This is a genomic window from Rhodococcus sp. Q (assembly GCF_005503035.1).
Taxonomy (GTDB): Bacteria; Actinomycetota; Actinomycetes; order Mycobacteriales; family Mycobacteriaceae; genus Rhodococcus_G.
Map to the genome: position 1 here is coordinate 17,438 of NZ_SCOY01000002.1, position 25,190 is coordinate 42,627.

Consider the following 25,190-nt stretch of genomic DNA (forward strand, 5'->3'; position numbering starts at 1 on the left):
CTTCATCGTAATCCTCACGCAAAGGGATGGTTGCGGTTCGATCGCGGCGTGTCGTGGCTGTGTTCCCAGACTAGTAGCCAGGGTTGCGTACCGCTCGGCGTTTTGTGCGTCTGTGCCTTTGTCGAGACCCGACGGCCCGGTGTTACCCGTGAACCGGGGCGTCCGCCCGAAGGATGCGGAAGATTCGCTCCGTCAGCGCAGACGTTCGGCGTCCCGCGCCAACCGGACCAGAGTGGCGCACAGTTGCGCGAGCTCCGCCGGGTCCGCGCCCTCGCCGGCCGCGGTGGCAACGTCCTCCGCGGCGCAGCGGACCTCGAACATGCGGTCCATCGCCGCCTCGGCCTCCACCGCCGTGAGAATCGTCGAGTCCGCCGCGATCGTCGTCCCCTTGACCGCGGACCGCTGCTCGTACGCCCGCTGACGGCACGACTGCTTGCAGTAGCGCCTGCGCCGACCCACCCCGGCGTCTGCAACCTCCCGGCCACACCACACGCACGATTGCTGTCTGCGCGTCGGGCCGGTCACCGAACCCACGATACGTGGGCGACCGGCCCGTCGACCGACGGGTCCGGGACCGCATCGGCGCACCCGGTAGAATCCATGTGACTTTGCGCTGCGTGCGGGAACGATCCGCAGATCCGTGACGTTGAGATCAGTGAGAACGGCTGAGGAGAGGACACCACCACCATGGCAGATCGCGTACTTCGAGGGAGCCGCCTCGGAGCGGTGAGCTACGAAACGGACCGTGACCACGACCTCGCGCCCCGGAGGATCGCCCGCTACCGCTGCGACAACGGCGAGGAATTCGACGTCCCGTTCGCCGACGAGGCCGAGATCCCCGGCACCTGGCTGTGCAAGAACGGACTCGAGGGCACCCTCCTCGAGGGCGCGGCACCCGAGGTCAAGAAGGTCAAGCCGCCCCGCACGCACTGGGACATGCTGCTCGAACGCCGCTCCGTCGAAGAGCTCGAGGAGCTGTTGAAGGAGCGTCTGGACCTGCTCAAGACCAAGCGACGCGGAGCGTAGCGGAGCCGGCGCCGATGGGTCAGCGACGCGGAGCGTAGCGGAGCCTGGTACACGTCAGGTCGTAGATACGAAGAAGCCCCGGAGGACATCCTCCGGGGCTTTCTCGTGTCGTCACTTGCCGACGAGGGCCTTCACTTTGCGCCAGCGATTTGCCATGCCCCACCCGAGGACCTTGGTGAAGGCCTCGGTGATGATGTTGCCGGACATCTTGGACTCGCCGAATTCGCGTTCGGTGAACGTGATGGGCACCTCGACCATGGTGAAGCCGGCCTGCAGCGCGCGCCAGCCCATGTCGATCTGGAAGCAGTAGCCGGCGGATTCGATGGCCCCGAGGTCGAGGGTTTCGAGGACGACGCGCCGGTAGGCGCGGTACCCGCCGGTGATGTCCTTGATCTTCACGCCGAGCGCGAGCTGGGAGTAGATGTTGCCGCCGCGGGAGAGGATCTCGCGACGCCGCGGCCAGTTCACGACGCTGCCGCCGGGCACGTAGCGGGATCCGGCGACGACGTCGGCGCCCTCGTCGATCTTGTCGAGGAGGCGGTGCAGCTGTTCGGGTGCGTGGCTGCCGTCGGCGTCCATTTCGACGACGACCTGGTAGTCACGCTGCAGCGCCCACTGGAATCCGGCGATGTAGGCGGCGCCGAGTCCGTTCTTCTCGGTGCGGTGCATCACGTGGATGCGTCCGTCGGTGTCGTCGGCGGCGAGCTTGTCGGCGATGTCGCCGGTGCCGTCGGGGCTGCCGTCGTCGGCGACGAGAACATGGGCACCGGGCACGGCCGCGTGCAGGCGGCCGATGATCAGTGCGATGTTCTCGCTCTCGTTGTACGTCGGAATGATCACCAACGTGCTCGAGCTCGGCTTGTCCCCGGTCGGCTTACCCGCGCTCATTCGATCCTCTCCCCCAGCCGAGGCTGGTCCTTTCCGTGAACATCCGCACCCTCAGTTGAGGGTGCGGCCGGCCGGCGTCGCCTTCCTGCGGTGCGCAGTGCTGCGGCGATCAGGGCCAGGGTGGCTGCGGCGGCCAGAGCGAACTCCGGAATCGAACCGAGCCGAGTAGCCAGCGTAGTGGAGGATCGAAGCGGAACCTGCGCCACCAGTGTCGTGGGCTCGAAAAGTGCCGACGAATCCGTCACAGTTCCGTCGGGTGCGACGATCGCGCTGACACCGGACGTGGCGGCGACCACGACGGCGCGGCCGTGCTCGACGGCCCGCAACCGGGACATCGCGAGCTGCTGATACGTCATCTCGGTGTCGCCGAACGTGGCGTTGTTGGTCGGCACCGCGATCAGCTGCGCGCCGGCGCGGACCGCGTCGGTGAGGGCGCGGTCGAACGCGACCTCGTAGCAGGTGGCGACGCCGACGGGTATCCCGGCCGCGTGCACGACGCCGTCACCGTCGCCGGGGCTGAAGTTCCCGGCGCGGTCGGCGTACTCGGAGAAGTGGCGGAAGAACTCGCGGTACGGCAGGTACTCGCCGAACGGCTGGATGATCTTCTTGTCGTGTTCCTCGCCGGGACCGCTGTCGGGGTCCCAGACGACGACGGTGTTGGTGGTGGTGCCGTCCTTCCGCACGAGGACCGTTCCGACGAGGATCGGGGCGTCGACGGCGCGGGCGGCCGCGGTGATCGACGCGGCGGCGTCGGCGTTGCGGAACGGGTCGATGTCGGACGCGTTCTCGGGCCAGATCACGAGGTCGGGTTGCGGGGTGACGCCTGCGTCGACGTCGGTGGCGAGCTCGAGGGTCTGCCGGACGTGGTTGTCGAGGACGGCGCGCCGCTGCGCGTTGAAGTCGAGGCCGAGTCGCGGGACTCCGCCCTGGATGGCGGCGACGGTGATCGAGCCGGATTCGGCGGAGTCCATGCCGGGGATGGTGGGGGCGAGTGCGACGGCGACGATCGGCATCACCGCGGCCGTCGCCGCGGGCGCGATCCATCGTCGCGGTTCCCGGGGCGCCCTGACCGCCACCGCGACGAGGGCGGCGAGCGCGGTTCCCGTCAGCGCGACGGCGAAGCTGACGAGGGGGGCGCCGCCGATGCTCGCCAGTGGCAGGAGTGGCCCCTCGCTCTGCCCGAAAGCGAGCCTGCCCCACGGGAATCCGCCGAACGGGACGATCGAGCGCAGCCATTCCGTCAGGGACCATACGCAGGCGATCCACAGCGGCGCGAGGGGAAGTCGGGCCACCGCGACCGCCGTGAGTCCGAACAGGCCGACGAACAGTGCCTCGACCCCGGAGAGCGCGAGCCACGGCACCGGGCCGACGTACTCACCGATCCACGGCAGCAGGGGCAGCAGGAACCCGAGTCCGGCCAGGTAGCCGTACCCGAAACCGGCGCGCAGGCGGCGCGTGCCGCGTCCCAGGTCGGTGAGCACGAGGACCAGCAACGCGATCCCCACGGGCGCGAGGAACCACAGCGGTCGCGGCGGGAAACTCGCGAACAGCAGAAACCCGGACGCGACCGCGAGCAGGGAGTTCCGCAGGACCGGCACCGCCCGGCGGGCGCGACCAGGGTGGTCAGCGCTCATGGATGGTGACGCCGCGGTGCACCGTGCGCAGGCACACGGGGTTCGGTGTGTCGTCGTCGAGGCGCGGCATCGCGGGCACCCGCGACCGCGGGTCGGTGGACCACCGCTGCACCGTGTCCTTCGCGGCGGTGACGACGAGGTCACCGGCCTCCCACACCGCGTACGACGCGGGCGCGCCGGGGACGAGGGTGCCGGCCAGTCCGTCGCGGACCCCGCCGGCGCGCCACGCGCCGCGGGTGGCGGCCGAGTAGGCGGCGCGCGGCGAGATGCCGCTGCCGTCGGTGCGGTGGTGGACGGCCGCGCGCAGCGAATCCCACGGGTTCAGCGGCGTGACCGGCGCGTCGGATCCGATCGCGAGGGACACCCCGGCCGAGGCCATCGCCGCGAACGGGTTCATCGCCAACGCCCGGTCGGCGCCGAGCGCGCGGGCGTACATGCCGTCGGCGCCGCCCCACAGGGCGTCGAACCCGGGTTGCACGCTGGCGACGACACCCCACGCGGCGAGCTTCGCGGACTGCTCTGCGCCGATCATCTCGACGTGTTCGAGGCGGTGCCCGCACGACGCGACCGCGGGACCACCGAGTTCGGTGACGACCCGCTCGAACCCGGCGACCGCGGCGTCGACGGCGGCGTCACCGATGACGTGGAAGCCGGCTTGGATGCCTGCGATGGTGCAGGCCCGCAGATGTGCCGCGACGGCGTCGACGTCGAGGTAGCTGGTGCCGGTGTGCGGGCGGTCGGCGTACGGCTGCGACAGCCAGGCGGTGCGGGAGCCGATCGCGCCGTCGACGAACAGGTCGCCGCCGAGGGCGTGGGCGCCGGTGGCGGCGAGGAGGGCGGTGGCCTCGTCGGCGTCGGTGACGGCCTCGCCCCAGAAGGCGCGGACCTGCACGCCGTGGTCGGTGGCGAGGAGTTCGGCGAGGTCGGTGCGGCCCGCGATGTCCGGGCCGGAGCATTCGTGGACCGCGACGATGCCGAGGGCGGCGGCGCGGTCGAGTGCGGCGGACCGGGCCCGGGCCCGCTGCTCCGCGGTCAGCAGTTCGCGGGCGACAGCGCGGATCCGGTGATGGTCGCCCGCGGTGACGGGCTCGTCACCCGGGACGGCAGCCGACGCACGCAGGGGCGTCGAGCAGGCCGCGGAGTGGGCGTCGATCCGGGCCAGGTACACCGCGCGGCCGGGAGCCGCCTCGTCGAGTTCGGCGGTGGTCGGTCCGCGGTCCGCGTCGGGCCAGGCCGTCTCGTCCCAGCCCTGACCCCACACGACCGCGTCGTCGTGGGTGGCGGCATAGGCGCGCACCAGATCGAGGCACTCACGGAGGGAACGGGCGCCCGCGACGTCGAGGCCGGTCAGGGTGAGCCCGACCGCGGTGGTGTGGACGTGGGTGTCGACGAAGCCGGGTCCGACGAACGCGCCGTCGAGGTCGATGACCTCCGCGTCGGGATGCAGTGCGCGACCGGGCCGGTCCTCACCGACCCAGACGACGGTGCCGTCCGTGATCGCCATCGATGTCGCGTCCGGTGCCGCCGGGCTGTAGATCCTGCCGCCGACCAACAGTTGGGTACTCACAGGGATTCAGTGTGCCTGCCCGTGGTCCGGGCGCTGCGCACGGGGATGGTCGGGGGCGACGATCTCACCCTCGATCGCGAAGGGGTCGACGATGTGTGTCGACGGCGAACCGAACGGGTCGGTGCCGGTGTCGACGACGGTGTCCTCGACGACGACGCCGTCGACCACCGTCGTGCGGCGGGTGCGGGCGTAGACGCCCGCACCGGCGGCGCCGGACGCGGTGACGACGGCGAGGCGGCGTCCGCCGAGCAGCACCGCGAGCGGGCGCAGGACCCGTCGGGTCGGGGGTGCCAGCATCAGGAGACCGAGCACGCTGGTGACGAGGCCCGGAACGATCAGCAGGGCGGTGCCGCCCGCGACGAGGGCGCCGTCGGCGACGGCGCCTCCGACGGAGGCCGCGTTCTGGCCGGCGTCCCGGAACTGCGTCAGCACCTTGCGGAACTGCGACCTCACCAGCCACAAGCCGATCGCCCAGGTCGCCAGGAACAGCAGGATGGTCCAGCCGACGCCGATGGTGCTGCCGAGCCACACCACCGTCGCGACCTCCACCACGAGGTACAGCACGAACAGTGCGGGGATCATGTGGGTCCTTTCGATCGGTGCTCTCCCCTGTCAACGACCGGGATGCCCGATTTTCTCCCGACCCGTCAGAAGGTGAAACCCGCGAACGCCGCCCGCGGCCACCAGAACAGGTCCTCGGCCGCATCGAGGGCGGCGGTGTCGAGGACGCGGACCCGGCCGCTGTCGGCGAGCTGGTGCCAGCGCACCCCACCGAGCAGGACCGATCCCAGTGCGGACGCGTCGACGACGATCTGCGGGCTGTCGTGCGTCGCGGTCGCTTCGCCGCCGGAGATCAGGTAGCGGCCGCTGTTCTCGGGGATCACCGCGTCCTCGACCTCGATCGTCACCGATCCGGTACCGCGGTACTCACGGGCCGCGAGGGCGCGCGGCACGTCGAGCACCCGCAGCCACGTCTCGTCGCTCGCCGACACCATCCGGGCGGCGCGGTGGTCGGTGAGCAGCCACGGCAGCGCGGTGTCGACGGGAAGTGCGGTGAACACGAGCCGGTCCACGAGGTCGAGGGTGAGGAGGAACTGAAGCAGCGCAGTCGTGGTGTCGGCGTCGGCGGCGACGAGGTCCTCGACGATCACGGTCCTCTGGTCGGCGGAGAACCAGCGCTCGGGGGTGGCGGGCCGGTACCTCACGTACCCCGTTTCGGCGCCCGGAGCCCCGCAGACCACGAGGTAGCCGGGGTGTGCGGTGGACCGGGAGTCACGGCGACGCCCGAACGCCCACCACTGCGGCGCCCGGTCGATGGTGCCGGGACGGTCGCTGCGCGTCGACGTGTAGATCCGTTCGCACACGGCGGGGTCGACGTCGACGAACCGGACCGGGCGATCGGACGAGGTCCGCAGCCGAGCGCGCCGTGTCACCAGTTCCCACGTCGCGGAACTGCCCGCGACGCCGTATCCGAAGCGTTCGTAGATGGTGGCCTCGGAGGCGCGCAGCGTCGCGGCCACGTCGCCGTTGCCCCGTGCCGTGCGGAGCTGTGTGGTGACCAGCGCCCGCAGCACCCCGCGCCGGGTGTGCGTGGGGAGCACCCCGATGTGGGTGACGGCGGCGTGCGGGACGCGCGCCCCGCCGGGCAGCGTCAGCTCCCCGCCGGTGCTGTCCGCGGTGCCGACCATGACCCCGTCCACGAACGCGCCGAGCGTGCGGCCCGGCTCGAGAAGGTCCGCTATCTCCCCCGCCGCGAGGTCACCGAGATGCGGCAGCCCCACCATCGCGGTCCGGAAGATGTCGTTGGCGCGCAACAACTCCGCCTCGCCGCGCAGGATCCGGACGTCGGGTGCGGCGTTCATCGTCGCTGGCCCCTTCTCTGTCGTGCCCCCACCTGAGTGAGGAACTGCTACGCGCCGTTGGAGTTCGGCAGCTTCCAGCCCGGGCGGGGGAAGTGGCAGGTGTAGCCGTCCGGGTAACGCAACAGGTAGTCCTGGTGCTCCGGTTCCGCTTCCCAGAAGGTGCTCGCGGGCGTCACCTCGGTCACGACCTTGCCGGGCCACAGCCGCGAATCGTCGACGTCGACGATGGTGGCCAGGGCGACCCGCTTCTGCTCGTCGTCGAGGTAATAGATCGCCGACCGGTACGAGGTTCCGACGTCGTTGCCCTGACGGTTCTCGGTGGACGGGTCGTGGATCTGGAAGAAGAACTCCAGCAGCGCGCGGTAGTCGGTGCGCTCGGGGTCGTAGACGATCTCCACGGCTTCGGCGTGCCCGGGATGGTTGCGGTACGTGGGGTTGTCGTTGCTTCCCCCGGTGTAGCCGACTCGGGTCGACAGGACGCCGGGCTGCCTGCGAATCAGGTCCTCCATGCCCCAGAAGCATCCGCCCGCCAGGATCGCCGTGCGCGTGTCGGCCATTCGTCCTCCTTCATGAAATGTCACCGGTATCACCGCACAGCGCGGCGGGTCGACGAGAAATTCCCGCGACGCGTTCGATCCTCGCATTCCGCAACAGATACACATCGACCTCGAGGCAGAGCACATAGGTAGGGCGGAGCCACCGGCGACCGACATCCGCCGCGCAGTGGGCGCTGTCGGTCAGACCGGTCGCTGCTTCTCGCGCCGCCCCTCCTTCTCGGCCGGTGGTGCCGGCGCCGTTCTTTCCGCTCGCAGTTGCGCGATCTCCTCCCGGAGGGCGGCCACCTGCTCCCGCTGTGCGGCTTCCGCTGCTCCCGCCTGCCCGGCCTCGATGCGGCAGCGTTCCAACTCGTCGCGGAGGGCGTCGATCCTCTGGTTCGCCGCGGCGGCGGCGCCGCGTTCCTGGTCGACCGCGGCTTCGAGGCGTGTGACCGTGGCCGTCGCGGCGTGTGCGGCAGTGTCCGCCGCCGTCCGCAGATCGTCGATGCGCTGCTCGAACACGGCGGTGACCTGCGTGAGATGCCGCGCCGCGGCCTCCGACGACTCGGTGCCGCGCTGCTTCTCGGTCGCCGCCGCTTGTTCGGCGGCGTCGGCGCGACGCTCGGCGGCCGCCAGGTGTTCCTGACTCTCGCGGAGCTGGTCGCGCAGCAGGTCGGCTCGTTCGTCTGCTGCGGCGAGTGCCGCGTCGCGGTCCGCCAGAGCAGAGGTCTTCTCGTCCGCGAGTTCCTGCAGGCGCGCCTCGTGGGCCGTCGCGAGTGTCTCGATCTCGGCGTTGTGGGCCTCGGCGGCGGCGGCATATTCCGCGTCGACCGCGACGACGGCCGCGTCGGCGTTCGCGCGGTCGTCGACCGCGATATCGAGTTTCGCGCGCAGATCGGCGAGTTCGGTGGCGTGGGCGGCCTTGGTCTGCGCGAGTTCGACGTTGGCGCGGTGGAGGGCGGCGTCGACGACCTCGGGGTCGGCGAGGCGGTCGACCGCGGCGGTGATCTGCCGGGCGACGACGGTGAACTGCTCGAGCGTGCCTGCGCTCAGGGCGCGCAGGTCGGTCAGCGTCTTCTCGAGGACGCCAACCGCCTCGGTGGGTGTCGCGGTCTCGACCGCCTCGACGTCACCGTCGCGTTCCCGCTGCTTCTGCCGCGCACGGAAGGCGCGGACACGGTCGGCGTCGCTGGCGTACTTCCGGGGGCGTCCCGGCTTCGGTCCCTCGTTCTCCGGCTGCTGCTGCACGATTCATTACATTACAGCCTTTGAAACGTAACGCATCACGTAATGAAACGACTAATCTTGATCGTCATAATTCCCACTTATGATGAGTTTGAAGTCGGAGTTCATACGGTGCGGGTGAGGCCGGTGCAGACGCCCCTCGGAGACCATCGAAAAACTGCCACCGGGGGTGGCGCCCGAACTTGCGAAGGAGTCACGCTCGATGACCGAGTCACCGACCCACTGGACGCCCACCGACGACGACATCCGGCAGGCGTACATCTATCTGTTGGCGCGATTCCTCGTGATCCGGCAGGAGAACACCGACCGGGCCGCAGACGGATTCGCCTACAACCGGATCAGGTACAACCCGCTGGGCAGCGCCGACTTCGTCAACCCGAACTTCGACGTCGCCTACCTGGAGGCGTGGTTCGCCGTGGACGACGACACCGCCGTACTTCTGGACGTGCCGGCGATCACCGGGCGTTACTACACCGCGCAGGTCCTCGACGAGTGGGGCGAAGTGGTGTTCAACATCAACGACCGGACCACCCCGTCGAAGCCGCACGGGACGTTCGCGCTGGTCAAGCCGGGAACCTTCCCGCCGATCCCGGACGGCGCCACCCGTCTGGAACTGCATTCCGCCAAGGCCAAGATGCTCGCGCGGATCGAACTCGCCGACGACCCCGACGGTGCCGTCGCGCTGCAGCACGAGTTCACGGCCACCCCGCTGGGCGACGTGACCGTCGCCGCACCGCCGGACATCCCTGCCTTCGGGAACGCGGACCTCCTGGGGGCCGACATCTTCGACAACCTCGACGCCGTCCTGGCCAGCGCCAGCGACGTCTCCCCCGCCGCGTTCCGCATGCAGATCCTCGCCCGGTCCGTCGCCGACCACCTGGCGACCGATCCGGCGGTGCGGGCCCGGGTCGACACCTTCCTGCGGACGTCGGTCGTCCCCGAGTTCAAGGAGTTCGCGCTCACGAAGAGCACGCCGTACGTGAACAGGTGGGTGGGCGGCATGGCGTCGGGCAACTACGGCGCCGACTACACCACCCGCACCGTCGTCGACCTGCTCGGCATCTGGGCGAACACCTCCGAGGAGGTGATCTACTTCAACACCAGCCACGGCGCCGACGGCGGCCCACTCGACGGCGGGAAGAGTTACACGCTGCACTTCCCGGCCGACGACCTACCGTCCTCCGTCGTGGACGGGTACTGGTCGGTCATCCTCGTCTCGGTCCCCGACTTCCGCGTCATCCCCAACGCGCTGCACCGCTACAACATCAACGACCACTCGCCGGTGACCTATGGAGCCGACGGTTCGCTGACGCTCGGTGTAGGCCCGAATCCCGTTCCCGGCGTACCGGAGTCGAACTGGCTGCCGTCCGCACCGGACACACCGTTCTCGCTCACCTTCCGCTGCTACGTGCCGAAGAGCTTCGTCGGCAACGGTGGTTGGGCACCGCCGCCGCTGACCGAACTGGCCTGAAGCAGCGACACCGGTCGGCGTAACGTTCGGTGCTCGGAGACGCCGACCGGGTGAGGGAACGGGAGACTGGACACAGTGCGACGACAGGATCCGCCCACCCACCTGGTCCGCAGCGCCGACACCGGGCCGCTCATCCCCGCGACACCCGTCCCCGAGGACGTCGCGGACGCGATGAACAGACTGCGCCGCGCCGCCGTCTCCGAGAACACCCGCGCCGCACAGATCAGCGACTGGACGATCTTCGGCCGCTGGTGCGAGCGTGTCGGTCAACCGCCGCTCCCCGCGACCCCGGAACTCGTCGGCTGGTTCCTAGCCGAGAAGTCGGCGGAGGTGCGGCCGGACGGCAGGCCCGCGTACGCGCCGTCGACGATGACGCGGTGGGTGGCGTCGATCAACACGATCCATTCGCTCGCCGGGCATCCGAAACCGGGTCAGGCGTCCGCGGTCCGGGAGATCCTGCGCGGCATCGCCCGCAGTCGCGCCACCCCGCCGGCGCGGCGCGAACCGCTGCTCACCGACGACGTCCGCATCATCGTCGAGACGATGCGACAGGGTGCCGGGCGCTGGCCGGAGCGGGCCGCGGAGCGTCGCGACTCCGCCCTGCTGTTGACGGGGCTGACCGGGGCGATGCGCCGCTCCGAACTGTCCGGGCTGCTCGTCTCGGACGTCCGGCCGCACCGCGCCGACGGCCTGTACGTGACGATCCGCCGCTCGAAGACCGACCAGGCCGCCGCCGGCCGCACCGTCACCCTCCCCTACGGGTCGTCGCCGGTGACCTGCCCGGTGTGCGCGTACCGCAGGTGGCGGGAGGTCGTCGACGCGTGGGACACGGGCGGACGCGACGCGGTCGCCGCGCTGCTCGACGAGGACGACCCCCACACCGAGCACCGCTGCCGCGGACTCACCGCGACCACCGTCGGCACGCCGCGACCCCTGTTCCGCAGCGTGCACCGCACCGGCAGCCTGGGCGAGGTGGCGCTGTCGGGGCAGGCGATCGCGTCGATGATCCAACGCCGCGCCCGCCAGGCCGGGTACGCGGACGAGTTCGTGGCGATGCTCGGCGGGCACAGTCTGCGAGCCGGTTTCGTCACCCAGGCGGTCCGCAACGCCGCGAGTGCGGAGCAGATCATGACGCAGAGCGGACACACCGATCAGCGGATGATCGCCCTGTACTCCCGGCAACACGCGGGACTGCACGGCAACGCGGTCACCGCCCTCGGGCTCTGATGCGCCGCGCCGACTCTCACAGAGTTCTCACTCGCCCCCAATAGAACCCCCACCTTCCATCCCTAGCCTGGTCACACAGGCTTTTCGGGAAGCGAATCTCCCTGGAGAGCGCGGTGTTTCGAGAGGCCGGGAGGCGTCATGTCGAGCATTCGGAAGACGAACCGGGAGCGGCGCTGCATCACCGCGACGACCGCCGAACTTCGCAGCCGTGGGCTGGCCGCGATCATCGCGGACGGGCGGAACTGTCGGGAGGTGCTCGTCACCGAGCCCGGCCGCGGATGGATGGCGTCCGTGCTGCCCGGTGCGACGCCCGACGACGCGATCGACGTCCTCGTATTCGCCACCGAGCCGGCGCAGGTGTGGACGGACGGCTTCCGGGAATGGGCGGACGCGGTGGAGTCCCTGCTGAACCCGCCGCCCGCGGCCGAGGCCGCATAACCGGCGCGTAGCGGCGCGGCCCTGCAAGATGAGGGGGTGGTTGCTGTCCACAAGGTGCTGATCGTCGAGGACGACGCGGACGTCCTGATCGCGCTGCAGCGGGGCCTCGAACTCTCGCAGTTCGCGGCCTTCACCGCAGCCGACGGGGCTGCTGCGCTGCGTGCCGTCGCCGAGCACGATCCGGACCTGATCGTGCTCGACCTCAATCTGCCCGTGCTCGACGGGGTGGGCGTGGTCACCGCGTTGCGGGCGACGAACAACGACGTCCCGGTGTGTGTGCTCAGCGCACGAAGCGCGGTCGACGACCGGATCGCGGGCCTCGAGGCAGGCGCGGACGACTACATGGTGAAGCCGTACGAGTTCAGTGAACTGGTCGCGCGGATTCGCGCTCTCCTGCGGCGTCGGCCGGATCCGGTCGGCGGACACACCGGTGGGACGGTCCACGTCGGACCGGTCGACGTCGACCTGCTGGGCCGCCGCGTCGACGTCGACGGCACGACGGTGCATCTGACCAAGCGGGAGTTCGACCTGCTCGCGGTGCTGGCCGAGAACCGTGGGGTGGTGCTCGGCCGCGAGACCCTGCTCGAGAAGGTGTGGGGGTACGACTTCGAGACCGAGACGAACGTCGTGGACGTCTTCGTCAGCTACCTGCGGCGCAAGCTGGAGTTCGGAGGCGCGCCCCGGGTACTGCACACCGTGCGCGGGGTCGGGTTCGTCCTTCGAGACGGATGACCACGCACCGGGGACCGGTTTCGCTGCGCCTACGGGTGACCGCGGCGGCGGCGCTCGGGACCGCACTGGTCGTGCTGGTGCTAGGTGGGGTCGCCTGGATCGGCATCGAACGCCAGGTCACCGCGCAGCTCGACGCCAAGCTCGATTCGGTCACCCAGGTGACGGCGGCGAACCTGACCAGCCTGCGGGTCCTGCAGGGACCGCTGCCGCTGCCACCGGACTACGCGGGCACCCTCCGCGCGGGTGGACTGGTGGTGTCGACGACCGCCGCGACACTGCCGCAGTCGCCGGAGGGCTGGAGTGACGCGACGGTGGACGGCACGCACTATCGGGTGCGGACGGTCGAGGTGATCAACGCGCTCGGCGCGACGCTGTCGGTCGGCGCCCCGACCGACCCGGCCCGCTCGACGATCACCGGGCTGCACCGATGGACGGTGGTCATCGGTCTCGGGGCGATCCTCGTGGCGGCCGCGCTGGGGTGGCTGTTCGCGGGGGTCGCGATCGCGCCGTTGCGCAGGCTCGCGGAACAGACCCGCCGGCTCGGCGTCGATCCGGGGGCTCCGCCGCCGCAGGGGTCGGGAGCGCGGGAGGCCGAGGAGTTGGCCGGGGCGCTCCGGCAGCTGCTCGAGGCCAACGCCGACGAGCGCGCACGCACGCGGTCGGCGCTGGAGACGGCCCGGGACTTCGCGGCCGCCTCCGCCCACGAGTTGCGGACCCCGATGACCGCGATGCGCACCAACCTCGAGGTCGCGGCGACGATGGACCTGCCCGAGTCCACGCGCCGGGAGGTCCTGGCCGACACGTTGCGCACGCAGCGGCGGGCAGAGGCCACTCTGGGCGCGCTGGAACGGCTCGCGGCCGGGGACCTGACGTCGGGCGCCGATTTCGTGCCGGTCGATCTGGCCGAGTTGTTGGACCGCGCCGCGCAGGACGCGACCCGAACCCACCCCGGGGTCGACATCCGTCTGGACGTGCCGCCGACCCTGACGGTGGTCGGTCTGCCTGCCGGGCTGCGGCTCGCGGTCGACAACGCCGTGACCAACGCGGTCCGGCACGGCGGGGCGCAGGTGGTCGAGATCGGTGCCCGGGACGGTCGCGACGCGGTGTATGTCGCGGTGACCGACGACGGCACCGGGGTGCCCACGGGTGAGCGTGAGGTGCTGTTCGAACGATTCCGGCGCGGTGCCGACGCGGCGGCGGGTGGATCGGGGCTGGGGTTGGCGTTGATCCGTCAGCAGGCGCAACTGCACGGGGGCGTCGCCTGGTTCGAGGACAGTCCGCTCGGTGGTGTCCGGCTGGTGCTGAGGCTGCCCCGGGCACCGTCCTGACGGGCTCGACCGAGCGCGTCCGTCGCGGCGCCACGACCGGTCTGTGATTGGGTTGGCCGATGGGTTGGGCCGACTGGGGTGTCCTGATGACCGCCGCGCTCGCGGCGGGTTGGGTGGACGCCGTCGTCGGCGGCGGCGGGTTGATCCTGCTGCCCGTGATCCTGCTGACGATGCCGCAGATGACGCCGCAGGAAGCGCTGGCCACCAACAAGTTGACGGCCGTCAACGGCACCGCGGCCGCGGTCCTGACGTTCTCCCGCAAGGTGCGCCTCGAATGGCGGCTGATGGTTCCCGCGGCAGTCCTCGCCGCGGTGTGCTCGGCGGCGGGTGCGGCCGTCGTGTCGTTGATCGACAAGGACCTGTTCATCCCGATCATCATGGTGCTGCTGATCGCGGTCGCCGTGTTCGTGACGATGCGGCCCACCATCGGCACGACACTCGCCACGCACCGGCCGTCGCGGCTGAAGGTGGTCACGACAGTCCTCGTCGCGGGCGGTGCACTCGGTTTCTACGACGGTCTCTTCGGTCCCGGCACCGGCACCTTCCTCATCATCACGTTCGCGGTGATGCTGGGCACCGAGTTCGTCCGCAGCGCCGCGATGGCGAAGGTGATCAACCTCGGCTCCAACGTCGGCGCCCTCGTGTTCTTCGCGGCCACCGGAAACGTGTGGTGGTCACTGGGGCTGGCGATGGCCGTGTGCAACGTGATCGGTTCGGTCGTCGGGGCCAGGATGGCGCTCGCGAAGGGGGCCGGGTTCATTCGGATCGTGCTGCTGGTCGTGGTCGTGGTGATGGTGATCCGACTGGGCTGGCAGCAGTTCGGATGAGAGTTCGTTAGGTTGACCGGGTGGGAACACACGACGTCGATCCGGACTTCCTGGCACTGCCCCTGAGGCAGCTCGCCGACGCGGCCCTGTCCGCGGCCCGTACCGCGGGTGCGAGCCATGCGGACCTGCGGGTGCACCGGCTGCGCACCCAGTCGATCCGGTTGCGGGACGGCAAGGTCCAGTCGGTCGTCGACGGCGACGAGCTGGGGTTGGCGGTCCGCGTGATCGTGGACGGCACCTGGGGTTTCGCGTCGCACGCCGAGCTGACCGCGGAGTCCGCGGCGCGGACCGCGGCCCGGGCCGTCGAGGTCGCACGCGCGCTGCGCTCACTGAACCGGGACCCGGTCGAGCTCGCCGCCGAGCCCGTCCACGCCGACGCGGTGTGGGTGTCGGCGTACGAGGTGGACCCGTTCACCGTCCCGACCGCCGACAAGGTCGGGCTGCTCGCCGAGTACTCGGGCCGACTGTCCGCCGCGGACGGCGTCGACCACGTCACCGCGAGCACGCTGCAAGTCAAGGAGCAGACGTTCTACGCCGACCTCGCCGGGTCGCGGATCACGCAGCAGCGGGTGCGGCTGCACCCCGAACTGGAGGCCACCGCCGTCGACGCCGCCGCCGGCAGCTTCGAGACGATGCGGACACTGGTCCCGCCGGCCGGTCGCGGTTGGGAGTACCTGAGCGGTGACGACTGGGACGCCGAACTGGCACGCATTCCCGAGTGGCTGGCCGAGAAGGCGAAGGCGCCGTCCGTGGTCGCCGGCCCGACCGACCTGGTGATCGATCCGACGAACCTGTGGCTCACGATCCACGAATCCATCGGCCACGCCACCGAATACGACCGCGCGATCGGCTACGAGGCCGCCTATGCGGGAACCTCGTTCGCGACCCCCGACCAGCTCGGCACCCTGAAGTACGGGACCCCGATCATGCACGTCACCGCCGACCGCACCGAGGTGCACGGTCTGGCGAGCGTCGGGTTCGACGACGACGGCGTGTCCGGACAGCGCTGGGATCTGGTTCGCGACGGTGTCCTCGTCGGCTACCAGCTCGACCGGGTGTTCGCGCCCAGGCTCGGACTGGACCGCTCCAACGGCTGCTCCTACGCGGACTCCCCGCATCACGTCCCGATCCAGCGCATGGCGAACGTGTCCCTGCAACCCGACCCCGGCCGGGACACGAGCACCGCGGAGCTGATCGCCCGGGTCGAGGACGGCATCTACGTCGTCGGCGACAAGAGCTGGTCGATCGACATGCAGCGCTACAACTTCCAGTTCACCGGGCAGCGGTTCTACCGGATTCGCGACGGCAAGCTCGACGGCCAGGTCCGCGACGTCGCCTACCAGGCGACGACCACCGACTTCTGGGGGTCGATGGAGGCGGTCGGCGGCCCGTCGACGTGGCGGCTCGGCGGCGCGTTCAACTGTGGGAAGGCGCAACCCGGTCAGGTCGCCGCGGTCAGCCACGGCTGCCCGTCGGCGCTGTTCCGGGGCGTCAATGTTCTCAACACCCGAAACGAGGGGGGACAGTGACGATGAGCGGGGGCCCCGCGGCGATCTCCGCACAGGACGTCGTCGAACAGGCGTTGGCGCTGGTGACGGTCGACGAGGCGATGGTCATAGTCACCGACGCCGCGGAGACGTCGCTGCGGTGGGCGGGCAATTCGATGACCACGAACGGGGATTCGCGCTCCCGCAGCTGGACGGTCGTCGCGGTCGTCCGCGACGGCGACCAGGCCCGTGTCGGGTCGGTGACGTCGTCGAGTGTCGACCCCGACGCGATTGCCGGTGTCGTGCGCGCCGCCGAGGACGCCGCCCGCACCGCCCGGCCCGCCGACGACGCGATGCCGCTGATCGAATCCGGCTCCGGCCCGGACGCCGGCTGGTCCGACGGGCTCGCCGAGACCGGAGTCGAGGTGTTCGGCGGCATCACCGGTGGGTTGGCGGACGGATTCGCCGGCACCGACCGGCTGTACGGGTTCGCGCACCACCAGATGCACAGCACCTGGCTCGGCACCACCACGGGACTGCGGCGCCGGTTCACCCAGCCGACCGGCTCGGTGGAGATCAACGGCAAGCGCGGCGACGCGAGCGCCTGGGTCGGTGCGGGCACCCTCGACTTCGCCGACGTCGACGTCCCGAACCTGCTGTCCCAGTTGAGTACCCGCCTCGACTGGGCGAGCCGCACCGTCGCGCTGCCCGCCGGACGCTACGAGACGCTGCTGCCGCCGTCCGCGGTCGCCGACCTGATGATCTACCTGATGTGGACGATGGAGGGTCGCGGCGCGCAGGAAGGCCACACCGCCCTGTCGCGGGCGGGTGGCACCCGCGTCGGCGAGAAGCTCACCGACCTGCCGCTGACACTGTTCTCCGATCCGCGTTCCCCCGGCCTCGAGTACGCGCCGTTCGTGGCGACCGCCGCGTCGAGCGAGTCGCTGTCGGTCTTCGACAACGGCCTCGCCGCCGATCGGGTCGACTGGATCCGAGACGGCACGATCAACGCGCTCGCCTACCCGCGGCACGCGGCACGCGAATTCGACGTCCCCGTCGCGGTTCCGGGCGAGAACCTGCTGCTCACCGGCGGCGACACCAGCCTCGACGAGATGGTCGCGCGCACCGAACGGGGACTCCTGCTGACGACCCTCTGGTACATCCGTGAGGTCGATCCGGCGACGCTGCTGCTGACGGGCCTGACCCGCGACGGCGTGTACCTCGTCGAGGACGGCCGGGTCACCGCCGCCGTCAACAACTTCCGCTTCAACGAGTCACCGCTGGACCTGCTGCGCCGGGTCACCGAGGCGGGCGCCACCGAGCCGACGTTGCCGCGGGAGTGGAAGGACTGGTTCACGCGCACCGCGATGCCGGCGCTGCGGATCCCGGACTTCCACATGTCGTCGGTGAGCGCGGCGCAATGACCGCTCCCGAGGACGTGCGGTGTCCGTGCCTGTCCGGCGAAACCTACGGCCACTGCTGCGGCCGCTTCCATTCCGGTGCCGCCGAGGCCCCGACCGCGGAAGCGTTGATGCGGTCTCGGTATGCGGCGTTCGCGGTCGGTGACGCCGATTACCTGCTGCGCACCTGGCATCCGAGCACCCGCCCGAAGTCCCTGGACCTCGACCCGGACCAGCGGTGGATGCGACTCGACATCCTGTCGCGGTCCGGCGGCAGCCTCCTCGAATCCGCGGGCACCGTCGAATTCGTCGCCCACTACCGGTACGGCCGAGACCGCGACTCACTGCACGAGCACAGCCGGTTCGTACGCGAGCACGGGCGCTGGCTGTACGTCGACGCGCTCGGCTGACGAGCCGTCACGGCCACAGCACGGCACGTGACCAGGTCCCGTCGTCGAGGGTGTAGCGCACTCTGATGTGGCGTCGCTCGGGATGGCCCTGCCAGAACTCGACCTCGTCGGCTCGGACGGCGTAGGAGGTCCATTCATCGGGCACCACGTCGGGGTCGGCGGCGAGTTCGCGGGCTGCCCGCGCGAGTGCCTCATCGAGTTCGGCGTCCCCGCTGAGCCTGTCGCTCTGTCTGCGGGTCAACGCGAGCAGGCGGGAACCGACCGGCCGCGCACGGAAGTCCGCGGCGGCGAGATCGGGCGGATCGGCGACCACGGGGCCCGACACCCGCACCTGTCGAACCTGCTCGCGCCAGTGGAACGTCAACGCCGCAACCGGATTCTCGGACAGCTCACGCCCCTTGCGGCTGACCGAGTTGACCGCGAAGTGCCAGCCGTCCTTGTCGACGTCCTTGAGGATCAGGACGCGGGCCGACGGCCGACCGTCGGCAGAGACGGTGGACAGGGTCATCGCATGCGGCTCCGCGACGCCCGACCGAGTCGCGGCGAGAAGCCACTCGGAGAACAAGACGTGAGGGTCGTCCGGTACGTCCGTGTGGTCGAACTCCGGCGAGACACCCGTCAGGACGGGAATCGCGCGGAGTGTGTCTCGCAGCTGGTTCTCGGCGTCCACGTCGTTCATCACCCCTTTTTGTCTGATCCACGCTGTTGCCTGACCCCCGAGCGCGTCACTGCCCGAATGTGAACCGCAGGTTCGCATTGATCAACGTGTTGATCCGCTTGCGCATGCGGACGATGGTCTCCCGATCGGGTGCCGGTTCGTCGACGTAGAGCGTCCATTCGAGGGTGGTTCCCCCGACACCGGTCAGGTCGAAACGAATCTGCGCGTCCGGACGCCACGGCCACAGGGAACTCCACACGACCAGATGGGGTGCCTCGGATTCGAGGACGATCGGCCGCTGTTCGTTCCCCAGCAGGTGCAGCCACGGGCGCGACGGATCGCGGTCCGGGTCGATCAGTGCCTCGTGGACGAACCGCGGCGGCGGTGGCTGGGAACGTCGACGACGCGCGACCGCGATCATGGGTCGACCCTACGGCGTCGGTGTGGTCGTGGCGCGGAGCGAAATTCGTTGGACCGGCCTCACCACGCGTTGATAGCGTGCGCGTGACCGTGACATCGCGCGAGGAGGTGAGACCCATGAACGCAGTAACCAGGTGGGTGCTCTCACTCGTGTTCACGGATCGGCAACCGATGTAGGTGTTGCCGGGAGCGCCCGAAACTCGGCAATCCCGAAAGGCAACATCATGTACTTCACTTCTGAGACATCGGCGAACGGTGTCGTCGAGCGCACATTCACCCGCGGCGACGTCCCGGGTGTGCTCTGGTCGCCGGAATCCGGTTCGGCCGGCGCTCCCCTGCTGCTTCTGGGGCACTCCGGTGGCATGCACAAGAAGGCGCCGGGGCTCGTCGCCAGCGCACTCCGCAGCGTGACCGAGCACGGGTTCAGCGTCGCGGCCGTCGATGCGCCCGGTCACGGCGACAGGCCGCGAACCGCCGAGGACCAGCGGTGGATCGACGCGATCCACCGGGCCAGGGCGGCGGGCGACCCGATCGCTCCCGTCGTCGTCGACTACAACGTGGCGGTGGCGGAGCGGGCGGTACCGGAGTGGCGGGCGACTCTGGACGCACTCCTGGCGCTGCCCGAGATCGGTGCCGACGCGCCGGTCGGCTACGGCGGCGTGTCACTGGGTGTCGTGACGGGGATGACGCTGGCGGCGGTCGAACCTCGCATCGCCGCCGTGAGCTTCGGTTGGGTCTTCGTGGACGACGCGCTGATCGAGGCCGCGCGGAAGGTCACCGTCCCGGTCGAGTACCGGATTCCTTGGGACGACGAACAATTCGATCGCACCTCCGATGTCGCGTTGTTCGACGCCTTCGGCTCGACGGACAAGACGTTGCACGCCCATTCGGGCAGGTACGACCAGGTGCCCGAATGCGAACGCGACGCTTCGGCGCGGTTCTTCGCCCACCACCTCGGCCGCCGGGCCGCGGACTGACCTGACGGAGGATCGGCGTCCGGCGCCGTGCCGGACGCCGATCCTCCCCTCGCCAACTGGAACGTGTTCTAGTGTGGCGGGATGGACGTGACCTACGAGGGGACCAAGCGGGAGATCGTCACCGACAAGGGGGTACTGCGCTATCACGAGGCGGGCGAGGGTCCGCCGTTGCTGCTACTGCACGGCTCGGGAATCGGGGTGAGCGGTTGGCGGAACTACCGGGGAAACCTGGAGGTGTTCGCCGAGCACTTCCACTGCTACGTTCTCGAATTCCCGGGGTTCGGTGTGAGCGATCCGGTCGACGGGCATCCCGTGCTGACCGCGGGGTCGTCGGTGATCCGATTCATGGATGCCCTCGGCATCGGTTCGGCGGCGATGATCGGTAATTCGATGGGCGGGGTCGTCGGCGTCAACGTGGCCATGAAGCACCCCGAGCGAGTGAGCAAGCTCGTCACCATCGGTGGGGTCGGGCCGAACATCTTCAGCCAGAACCCGAGCGAGGGAACCCGGCTGCTGCAGGACTTCGCGGACGGCCCGAGCCGCGAGAAGTTGGTTCGCTGGCTCGCGTGCATGGTCTACGACCGGTCCGTGGTCACCGAGGAGCGGATCGAGGAACGGTGGGAGACGGCCAACGATCCGGAGTCGCACCGGACGCTGGCGGCGATGTACGGCTCCCGGGCTTTCGAGGCGCAGCAGCAGGCGATGGCCAGTTCGGGACTGCCGCCCTACTGGTCGATGATGGGCAAGGTGCAGTGCCCCACCCTGTTGACGTGGGGTCGCGACGATCGTCAGTGTCCGCCGGACATGCCGATGATCCCGATGCGCCTGATTCCCAATGCCGAGTTGCACATCTTCCCGAACTGCGGGCATTGGGTGATGATCGAAGCCAAGGAGGCATTCGAGCGGGTCACCGTCGAGTTCCTGCTCCGATGAGCTGATGCCTCTTCGCAGGCGACCCGACGAGCACCGGATTCACCGTGGTGACCGAACGACGGTCTCGTCGGGTGCGCCCGGTCGGGCATGGCTCACGTGTTGATGGAGTCCGCGTCGTACTGCAGCGAATCCGCCGGACCGATCGGAAAGGCTTCCAACTCCGCGGTAGGTGACCCGGCTGCCGTTGAAGTGCCCGGATCCTTCCCAGAGGGCGAAGTACGCCACGTCGGGCGTCGAGGTACGGCGGGCCAACAGTTCGACGAGCACGCCCGCGTCCGGTTCGTCGAGCGCACCGGCCTCCGGCTCGCCACCATCCCATCGTGCGCTTCGTGGATCGAACGGCTCCCGGGCGTCGATCAGCCGCCACCACTGGACCAGCGGATGAACCACTCGGCCGGTTGCTGCCGCCACATCACGCCACCGCACGACATCCGCACCCACGGTGTCGAGCGGGTGCAGTATCCGCACCTAGGCGTCGAACCCGGCGGGAACGACACCCGTCACGGACCCCCATCCTCCCGTCAGACGCGGGCGAATCCACGCACCGACCGACACATCCGAAACCGGTTCCACACCGTGATCGTGTCAGCCCGGCCGGGGCGCGGGCCACACATTTCGGGGCCGCGGACGGAGTAGCGTCCGATTCGGTGGGTGTGTGTCGATGGACTGGTTCGGCGTTGGCTCTCTCGGCCGGTGGCTCTTCACGGAGGGGCTCGCGGCCCTCTATCTCGTGGCGTTCGTGGCGGCCGCGCGTCAGTTCCGGGCGTTGCTGGGCACGACGGGGATGCTCCCGATCCCGGACTACCTGGCGACGTCGTCGTTCGGGAGGTCGCCGAGCATCTTCCACTGGCACTATTCGGACCGGTTCTACGCCGTCGTCGCCTGGTCGGGTGCCGCGCTGGCCGCGGTTACCGTCGCCGGCGTGACGGCGCGACTTCCGCTGCCGGTCTGCATGCTGGTGTGGCTGCTGCTGTGGGCGGCGTACCTGTCGATCGTGAACGTCGGGCAGCTCTGGTACAGCTTCGGGTGGGAATCGCTGCTCCTCGAAGCCGGGTTCCTGGCGATCTTCCTCGGCAACGCCGAGACCGCGGCGCCGGTGACGGTGATGCTGCTCCTGCGGTGGCTGCTGTTCCGGCTCGAGTTCGGGGCGGGGTTGATCAAGATCCGCGGCGATCCGTGCTGGCGGCGACTGACGTGCCTGTACTACCACCACGAGACGCAGCCGATGCCGGGACCGCTGAGCTGGTACTTCCACCACCTGCCGCGGCCGCTGCACCGTGTCGAGGCGGCGGGCAATCACGTGACGCAACTGGTGCTGCCGTTCCTGCTGTTCGCGCCCCAGCCGGTCGCGGGGTGGGTTGCCGCCGCCATGATCGTGACGCAACTGTGGCTGGTGGCCAGTGGCAACTTCTCGTGGCTGAACTGGCTCGCGATCGTACTCGCCTGCTCGGTGCTTCCCGACTCGATGCTGAGTCGGATCGTCCCGGTCGACATTCCGGAACCGTCCTCTGCGCCACTGTGGTTCACGGCCGCGACGCTGGCCGTGACCGTGGGCGTCGTCGTGCTGAGCTACTGGCCCGTGCGGAACATGGCCGGCCACCACCAGTTGATGAACGCCTCGTTCAACCACTGGCACCTCGTCAACACGTACGGCGCGTTCGGCACCGTGACCCGGGTCCGCACCGAGATCGTCGTCGAGGGCACCGACGACGACGCACCGGGGCCGCACACCGAGTGGCGGGAGTACGAGTTCCGCGGCAAGCCCGGCGATCCGTCGCGGCGGCCGCGTCAGTTCGCTCCCTATCACCTGCGACTGGACTGGCTGATGTGGTTCGCGGCGATCTCCCCCGGCTACGGCGACCGCTGGTTCGGCGGCCTCGTCCGCAGGCTCCTCGAGAACGACCGGGACACCCTGAAATTGCTGCGCCACAATCCGTTCCCCGACACCCCGCCAACATGGGTACGAGCACAGCTGTACGAGTACCGGTTCACGGACCGACTCACTCGCCGCGAGACCGGCCGTTGGTGGGATCGGGAGCCGATCAGTGTGTGCTTGCATCCGGTGAACCGGGCCCGGTTCGGGCGCCGGTAGCCTGAGGTCGTGTCGGAATCCTCGGGTGTGCGCCTCGACAGTTGGGTCTGGTCGGTGCGCCTGTTCAAGACCCGATCCGCCGCGGCCGCCGCCTGCCGGTCGGGTCATGTCCGCGTCAACGGGGTGTCCGCCAAGCCGGCACAGCTGGTCCGGGTCGACGACGAGATCCGGATGCGGGTGGGCGGCCGGGAGCGGATCGTCGTGGTCGCGCGGCTGATCCGCAAGCGGGTCGGCGCCGCGGAGGCCGCCCTGTGTCTGATCGACAAGTCACCCCCTCCACCGGCTCGTGAGGCGTTGCTGGCGGTGCCGCAGCGGGACCGCGGGACGGGTCGACCGACGAAACGTGAACGGCGCGAGTTGAATCGGTTGCGCGGGTTCAACGAAGACTAGCTATCCGAACTAGGGATATCATCCTCCCCAATTCGCTCCATCTGGACTGGCGTCCATGACATGCTTCCCGCCGCCGGTGGCATTCGCGCCGGCATGGACGTGATGAGCGAGGTGTGGTTGATGATCGGTCTGGTCGGCAGTCGACGAGGACTGAGGCGCGGACGCAGCGCGGCGCGAATGGTCGCTGTCATGAGTGTTGCGTCCGCCTCCGCGGCGCTGCTCGGCGCTGGTGGCGTATCGGCGCAGCCGTCCGCGTCAACCGGGTGCGCGACGGTGAACGGCAAGACATCCTGCGCATACGACAGTTCGGCTGGGATCGTGGAGTTCTTCCTCGAGGTTCCGCTGGACGTCACCACGATGCACGTGGTTGCCGAGGGCGGCAGTGGCGCCGGCGCTCAGGGAGGTCGCGGAGCCCTCGTCGAAGCGGACGTCGCGGTCACACCCGGTTCCACCCTGTACGTCGTGGTCGGGAGCGGCGGTGGCACCGGAACGAAACGCGGCGGCGGCTACTCGTCGCTGAGCACCGCCTCCCTGGACGACGGGGTGGCCGCGCTCACCGGCCGGCTGATCGTTGCCGGAGGCGGCGGTGGTGCCGGACTGGGACCCGGCGGTGACGCGGGTGCGGCTGCTCCCGGTGGTGGCCTGGCAGGCACCGCCGCCGCGGGCGGGGACGCGGGTCTCGGAGGCACCGCAGGCACACTGGGCGCCGGTGGCGCAGGCGGAATCGGTGGCGGCGGCGGTGGCGGCGGCCTGTACGGCGGCGGCGGCGGAACCGCCGGCGGCGGCGGCGGCTCGTCCCTGATTCCGGCGGGCGGCACCTTCGGTTTGTCCTCGCCCGGCTACCGGGCGAAGCTGTCGGTGTCCTTCGACTCGAGCTCCGTGATCAGCGGCAGCTCGGACTCCGGCAGTGCCGGCAGCTCCGGAAGTTCCGATTCCGGCAGTGCCGGCAGCTCCGGCTCCGGTAGTGCCGGTAGCTCCGACATGTTCGGCAGCAGCCAGTCCTGACCTCAGAACCGAGTCGCGTGGCCCGGGCGGGCATCCGGTTCGATCCGGAACTCCGCTCGGGCCATGCGATCTGCTACTGGGCGGTCACCGCCAGGCCGATCGTGCCCGAACGGCCCCGCCGCAGCAGGCTCCCCTTCATGGTGATCCACCCGAGAAGTCCGTAGCGTTTGGCGATCGCGTCGCGAGCGCGGTCCGTGCCCGCGTCGTCGAGGATCTCCGCGGTCGCCTCGACTGCGGGGCCCTTCGGGTTGCCGCGAACGTCGCATGCCGCGACCGTCACCCGCGGATTCCGCCGGATCCTCTTGACCTTCCACGAGTCGGTCACCGTCCACATCAGCAACCGGTCGCCGTCGAGGGCCGCCCACAGGGGGGTCGACACCGGCGTCCCGTCCTTGCGGAACGTGGTGAGCAGAACGTATTTCGCTGCGGCGACGTCGCCGAATGAGGCACCCATGAAGGCAGCCTAGGGGCTGTGGTCTCGGTCACCGGGAAGCAACCCGTGTGAAATTCCGTAGAACCCTACCTTGACCGTCGTGCAAGCAACGAAGTTTCGGCTTGCCGGAATTCCGGTTGACGGCAGACGGGTGTCCAGTGACAACAACAGACCAGATTCGAGTCGAGGAGATTCCCGACGGCG

Annotated in this window: 27 protein-coding genes; 15 read left to right on the plus strand and 12 right to left on the minus strand. The window is 69.9% G+C overall.

Annotated features, from left to right (window positions below):
* Positions 1-192 precede the first annotated feature (192 nt).
* On the minus strand, positions 193-525 hold the full coding sequence (locus FFS72_RS02395) for a hypothetical protein (protein WP_137872457.1): 333 nt from the start codon (positions 523-525) through the stop codon (positions 193-195).
* 162 nt (positions 526-687) lie between these two features.
* Here FFS72_RS02395 and FFS72_RS02400 point away from each other — a divergent pair, with 162 nt between their 5' ends.
* On the plus strand, positions 688-1,026 hold the full coding sequence (locus FFS72_RS02400) for an RNA polymerase-binding protein RbpA (protein WP_050064362.1): 339 nt from the start codon (positions 688-690) through the stop codon (positions 1,024-1,026).
* Between the two features lie 111 nt (positions 1,027-1,137).
* On the opposite strand, the gene FFS72_RS02405 is transcribed toward FFS72_RS02400, so the two are convergent.
* The 7 genes from FFS72_RS02405 to FFS72_RS02435 all read right to left on the minus strand — a co-directional run bounded on the left by FFS72_RS02405 (position 1,138) and on the right by FFS72_RS02435 (position 8,761).
* Positions 1,138-1,914 carry a polyprenol monophosphomannose synthase gene (locus FFS72_RS02405; RefSeq protein ID WP_050064361.1) on the minus strand — a complete coding sequence of 259 codons (777 nt, stop codon included), beginning with the start codon at positions 1,912-1,914 and terminating at the stop codon, positions 1,138-1,140.
* Positions 1,911-3,548, minus strand: a complete 1,638-nt coding sequence (lnt, locus tag FFS72_RS02410; protein WP_137872458.1) for an apolipoprotein N-acyltransferase — start codon at positions 3,546-3,548, stop codon at positions 1,911-1,913. Before lnt ends, FFS72_RS02405 begins: the two co-directional genes overlap by 4 nt.
* On the minus strand, positions 3,538-5,115 hold the full coding sequence (locus tag FFS72_RS02415; protein ID WP_171018529.1) for an amidohydrolase: 1,578 nt from the start codon (positions 5,113-5,115) through the stop codon (positions 3,538-3,540). Before FFS72_RS02415 ends, lnt begins: the two co-directional genes overlap by 11 nt.
* Positions 5,116-5,121: 6 nt before the next feature.
* Positions 5,122-5,697 carry an FxsA family protein gene (locus tag FFS72_RS02420; protein ID WP_137872460.1) on the minus strand — a complete coding sequence of 192 codons (576 nt, stop codon included), beginning with the start codon at positions 5,695-5,697 and terminating at the stop codon, positions 5,122-5,124.
* A 65-nt stretch (positions 5,698-5,762) separates the two neighbouring features.
* Positions 5,763-6,977, minus strand: a complete 1,215-nt coding sequence (locus FFS72_RS02425) for a GNAT family N-acetyltransferase (protein ID WP_137872461.1) — start codon at positions 6,975-6,977, stop codon at positions 5,763-5,765.
* Between the two features lie 47 nt (positions 6,978-7,024).
* On the minus strand, positions 7,025-7,534 hold the full coding sequence (msrA, locus tag FFS72_RS02430) for a peptide-methionine (S)-S-oxide reductase MsrA (protein WP_137872462.1): 510 nt from the start codon (positions 7,532-7,534) through the stop codon (positions 7,025-7,027).
* 180 nt (positions 7,535-7,714) lie between these two features.
* A complete protein-coding gene (locus FFS72_RS02435; RefSeq protein WP_137872463.1) occupies positions 7,715-8,761 on the minus strand; it encodes a hypothetical protein in 1,047 nt (348 codons plus the stop codon).
* Positions 8,762-8,960: 199 nt separating this feature from the next.
* On the opposite strand from FFS72_RS02435, the gene FFS72_RS02440 reads away from it, so the two are divergent.
* The 9 genes from FFS72_RS02440 (at position 8,961) to FFS72_RS02480 (ending at position 18,078) form a co-directional block, all read left to right on the plus strand.
* Positions 8,961-10,229 carry a DUF1214 domain-containing protein gene (locus FFS72_RS02440; protein ID WP_137872464.1) on the plus strand — a complete coding sequence of 423 codons (1,269 nt, stop codon included), beginning with the start codon at positions 8,961-8,963 and terminating at the stop codon, positions 10,227-10,229.
* 171 nt (positions 10,230-10,400) lie between these two features.
* Complete coding sequence (locus tag FFS72_RS02445; protein ID WP_249353108.1) at positions 10,401-11,456, plus strand: site-specific integrase; 1,056 nt, start codon at positions 10,401-10,403, stop codon at positions 11,454-11,456.
* Between the two features lie 138 nt (positions 11,457-11,594).
* Positions 11,595-11,894 carry a hypothetical protein gene (locus FFS72_RS02450; protein WP_137872465.1) on the plus strand — a complete coding sequence of 100 codons (300 nt, stop codon included), beginning with the start codon at positions 11,595-11,597 and terminating at the stop codon, positions 11,892-11,894.
* Between the two features lie 36 nt (positions 11,895-11,930).
* A complete protein-coding gene (locus tag FFS72_RS02455) occupies positions 11,931-12,626 on the plus strand; it encodes a response regulator transcription factor (protein ID WP_137872466.1) in 696 nt (231 codons plus the stop codon).
* Positions 12,623-13,954 carry a sensor histidine kinase gene (locus FFS72_RS02460; RefSeq protein WP_137872467.1) on the plus strand — a complete coding sequence of 444 codons (1,332 nt, stop codon included), beginning with the start codon at positions 12,623-12,625 and terminating at the stop codon, positions 13,952-13,954. The genes FFS72_RS02455 and FFS72_RS02460 overlap by 4 nt, the downstream gene beginning before the upstream one ends.
* 59 nt (positions 13,955-14,013) lie before the next feature.
* Positions 14,014-14,781, plus strand: a complete 768-nt coding sequence (locus FFS72_RS02465) for a TSUP family transporter (protein ID WP_137872468.1) — start codon at positions 14,014-14,016, stop codon at positions 14,779-14,781.
* Positions 14,782-14,801: 20 nt separating this feature from the next.
* Positions 14,802-16,310, plus strand: a complete 1,509-nt coding sequence (locus FFS72_RS02470; RefSeq protein WP_137872469.1) for a TldD/PmbA family protein — start codon at positions 14,802-14,804, stop codon at positions 16,308-16,310.
* 2 nt (positions 16,311-16,312) lie between these two features.
* The gene (locus FFS72_RS02475) at positions 16,313-17,692 is read left to right on the plus strand and encodes a metallopeptidase TldD-related protein (protein WP_137872470.1); all 1,380 of its coding nucleotides are present in this window, start codon (positions 16,313-16,315) and stop codon (positions 17,690-17,692) included.
* Positions 17,689-18,078, plus strand: a complete 390-nt coding sequence (locus FFS72_RS02480; RefSeq protein WP_137872471.1) for a YchJ family protein — start codon at positions 17,689-17,691, stop codon at positions 18,076-18,078. The genes FFS72_RS02475 and FFS72_RS02480 overlap by 4 nt, the downstream gene beginning before the upstream one ends.
* A gap of 7 nt (positions 18,079-18,085) precedes the next feature.
* Here FFS72_RS02480 and FFS72_RS02485 read toward each other — a convergent pair whose 3' ends face one another.
* Positions 18,086-18,757, minus strand: a complete 672-nt coding sequence (locus FFS72_RS02485; RefSeq protein ID WP_137872472.1) for a pyridoxine/pyridoxamine 5'-phosphate oxidase — start codon at positions 18,755-18,757, stop codon at positions 18,086-18,088.
* Between the two features lie 46 nt (positions 18,758-18,803).
* Positions 18,804-19,157 carry a hypothetical protein gene (locus FFS72_RS02490; RefSeq protein ID WP_137872473.1) on the minus strand — a complete coding sequence of 118 codons (354 nt, stop codon included), beginning with the start codon at positions 19,155-19,157 and terminating at the stop codon, positions 18,804-18,806.
* Between the two features lie 223 nt (positions 19,158-19,380).
* Between FFS72_RS02490 and FFS72_RS02495 the strand changes: the two genes are divergently transcribed.
* Both FFS72_RS02495 and FFS72_RS02500 read left to right on the plus strand, forming a co-directional pair.
* Entirely contained in the window at positions 19,381-20,133 is a 753-nt protein-coding gene (locus tag FFS72_RS02495; protein WP_137872474.1) for an alpha/beta hydrolase family protein, read from the plus strand.
* Between the two features lie 81 nt (positions 20,134-20,214).
* Positions 20,215-21,066: an alpha/beta fold hydrolase gene (locus tag FFS72_RS02500; RefSeq protein WP_137872475.1), complete on the plus strand. Its 852-nt coding sequence runs from the start codon at positions 20,215-20,217 to the stop codon at positions 21,064-21,066.
* Positions 21,067-21,105: 39 nt separating this feature from the next.
* On the opposite strand, the gene FFS72_RS02505 is transcribed toward FFS72_RS02500, so the two are convergent.
* Complete coding sequence (locus FFS72_RS02505) at positions 21,106-21,534, minus strand: hypothetical protein (protein WP_171018530.1); 429 nt, start codon at positions 21,532-21,534, stop codon at positions 21,106-21,108.
* A gap of 193 nt (positions 21,535-21,727) precedes the next feature.
* Between FFS72_RS02505 and FFS72_RS02510 the strand changes: the two genes are divergently transcribed.
* From FFS72_RS02510 to FFS72_RS26315, 3 genes are all read left to right on the plus strand, one after another.
* A complete protein-coding gene (locus tag FFS72_RS02510; protein ID WP_137872477.1) occupies positions 21,728-23,158 on the plus strand; it encodes a lipase maturation factor family protein in 1,431 nt (476 codons plus the stop codon).
* 9 nt (positions 23,159-23,167) lie between these two features.
* Complete coding sequence (locus tag FFS72_RS02515; RefSeq protein ID WP_137872478.1) at positions 23,168-23,548, plus strand: RNA-binding S4 domain-containing protein; 381 nt, start codon at positions 23,168-23,170, stop codon at positions 23,546-23,548.
* Positions 23,549-23,737: 189 nt separating this feature from the next.
* Complete coding sequence (locus FFS72_RS26315) at positions 23,738-24,553, plus strand: hypothetical protein (RefSeq protein WP_212744311.1); 816 nt, start codon at positions 23,738-23,740, stop codon at positions 24,551-24,553.
* Between the two features lie 73 nt (positions 24,554-24,626).
* Here the strand turns inward: FFS72_RS26315 and FFS72_RS02525 are convergent, their stop codons facing one another.
* Positions 24,627-25,007: a PPOX class F420-dependent oxidoreductase gene (locus FFS72_RS02525; RefSeq protein ID WP_137872480.1), complete on the minus strand. Its 381-nt coding sequence runs from the start codon at positions 25,005-25,007 to the stop codon at positions 24,627-24,629.
* Positions 25,008-25,190: the final 183 nt, after the last annotated feature.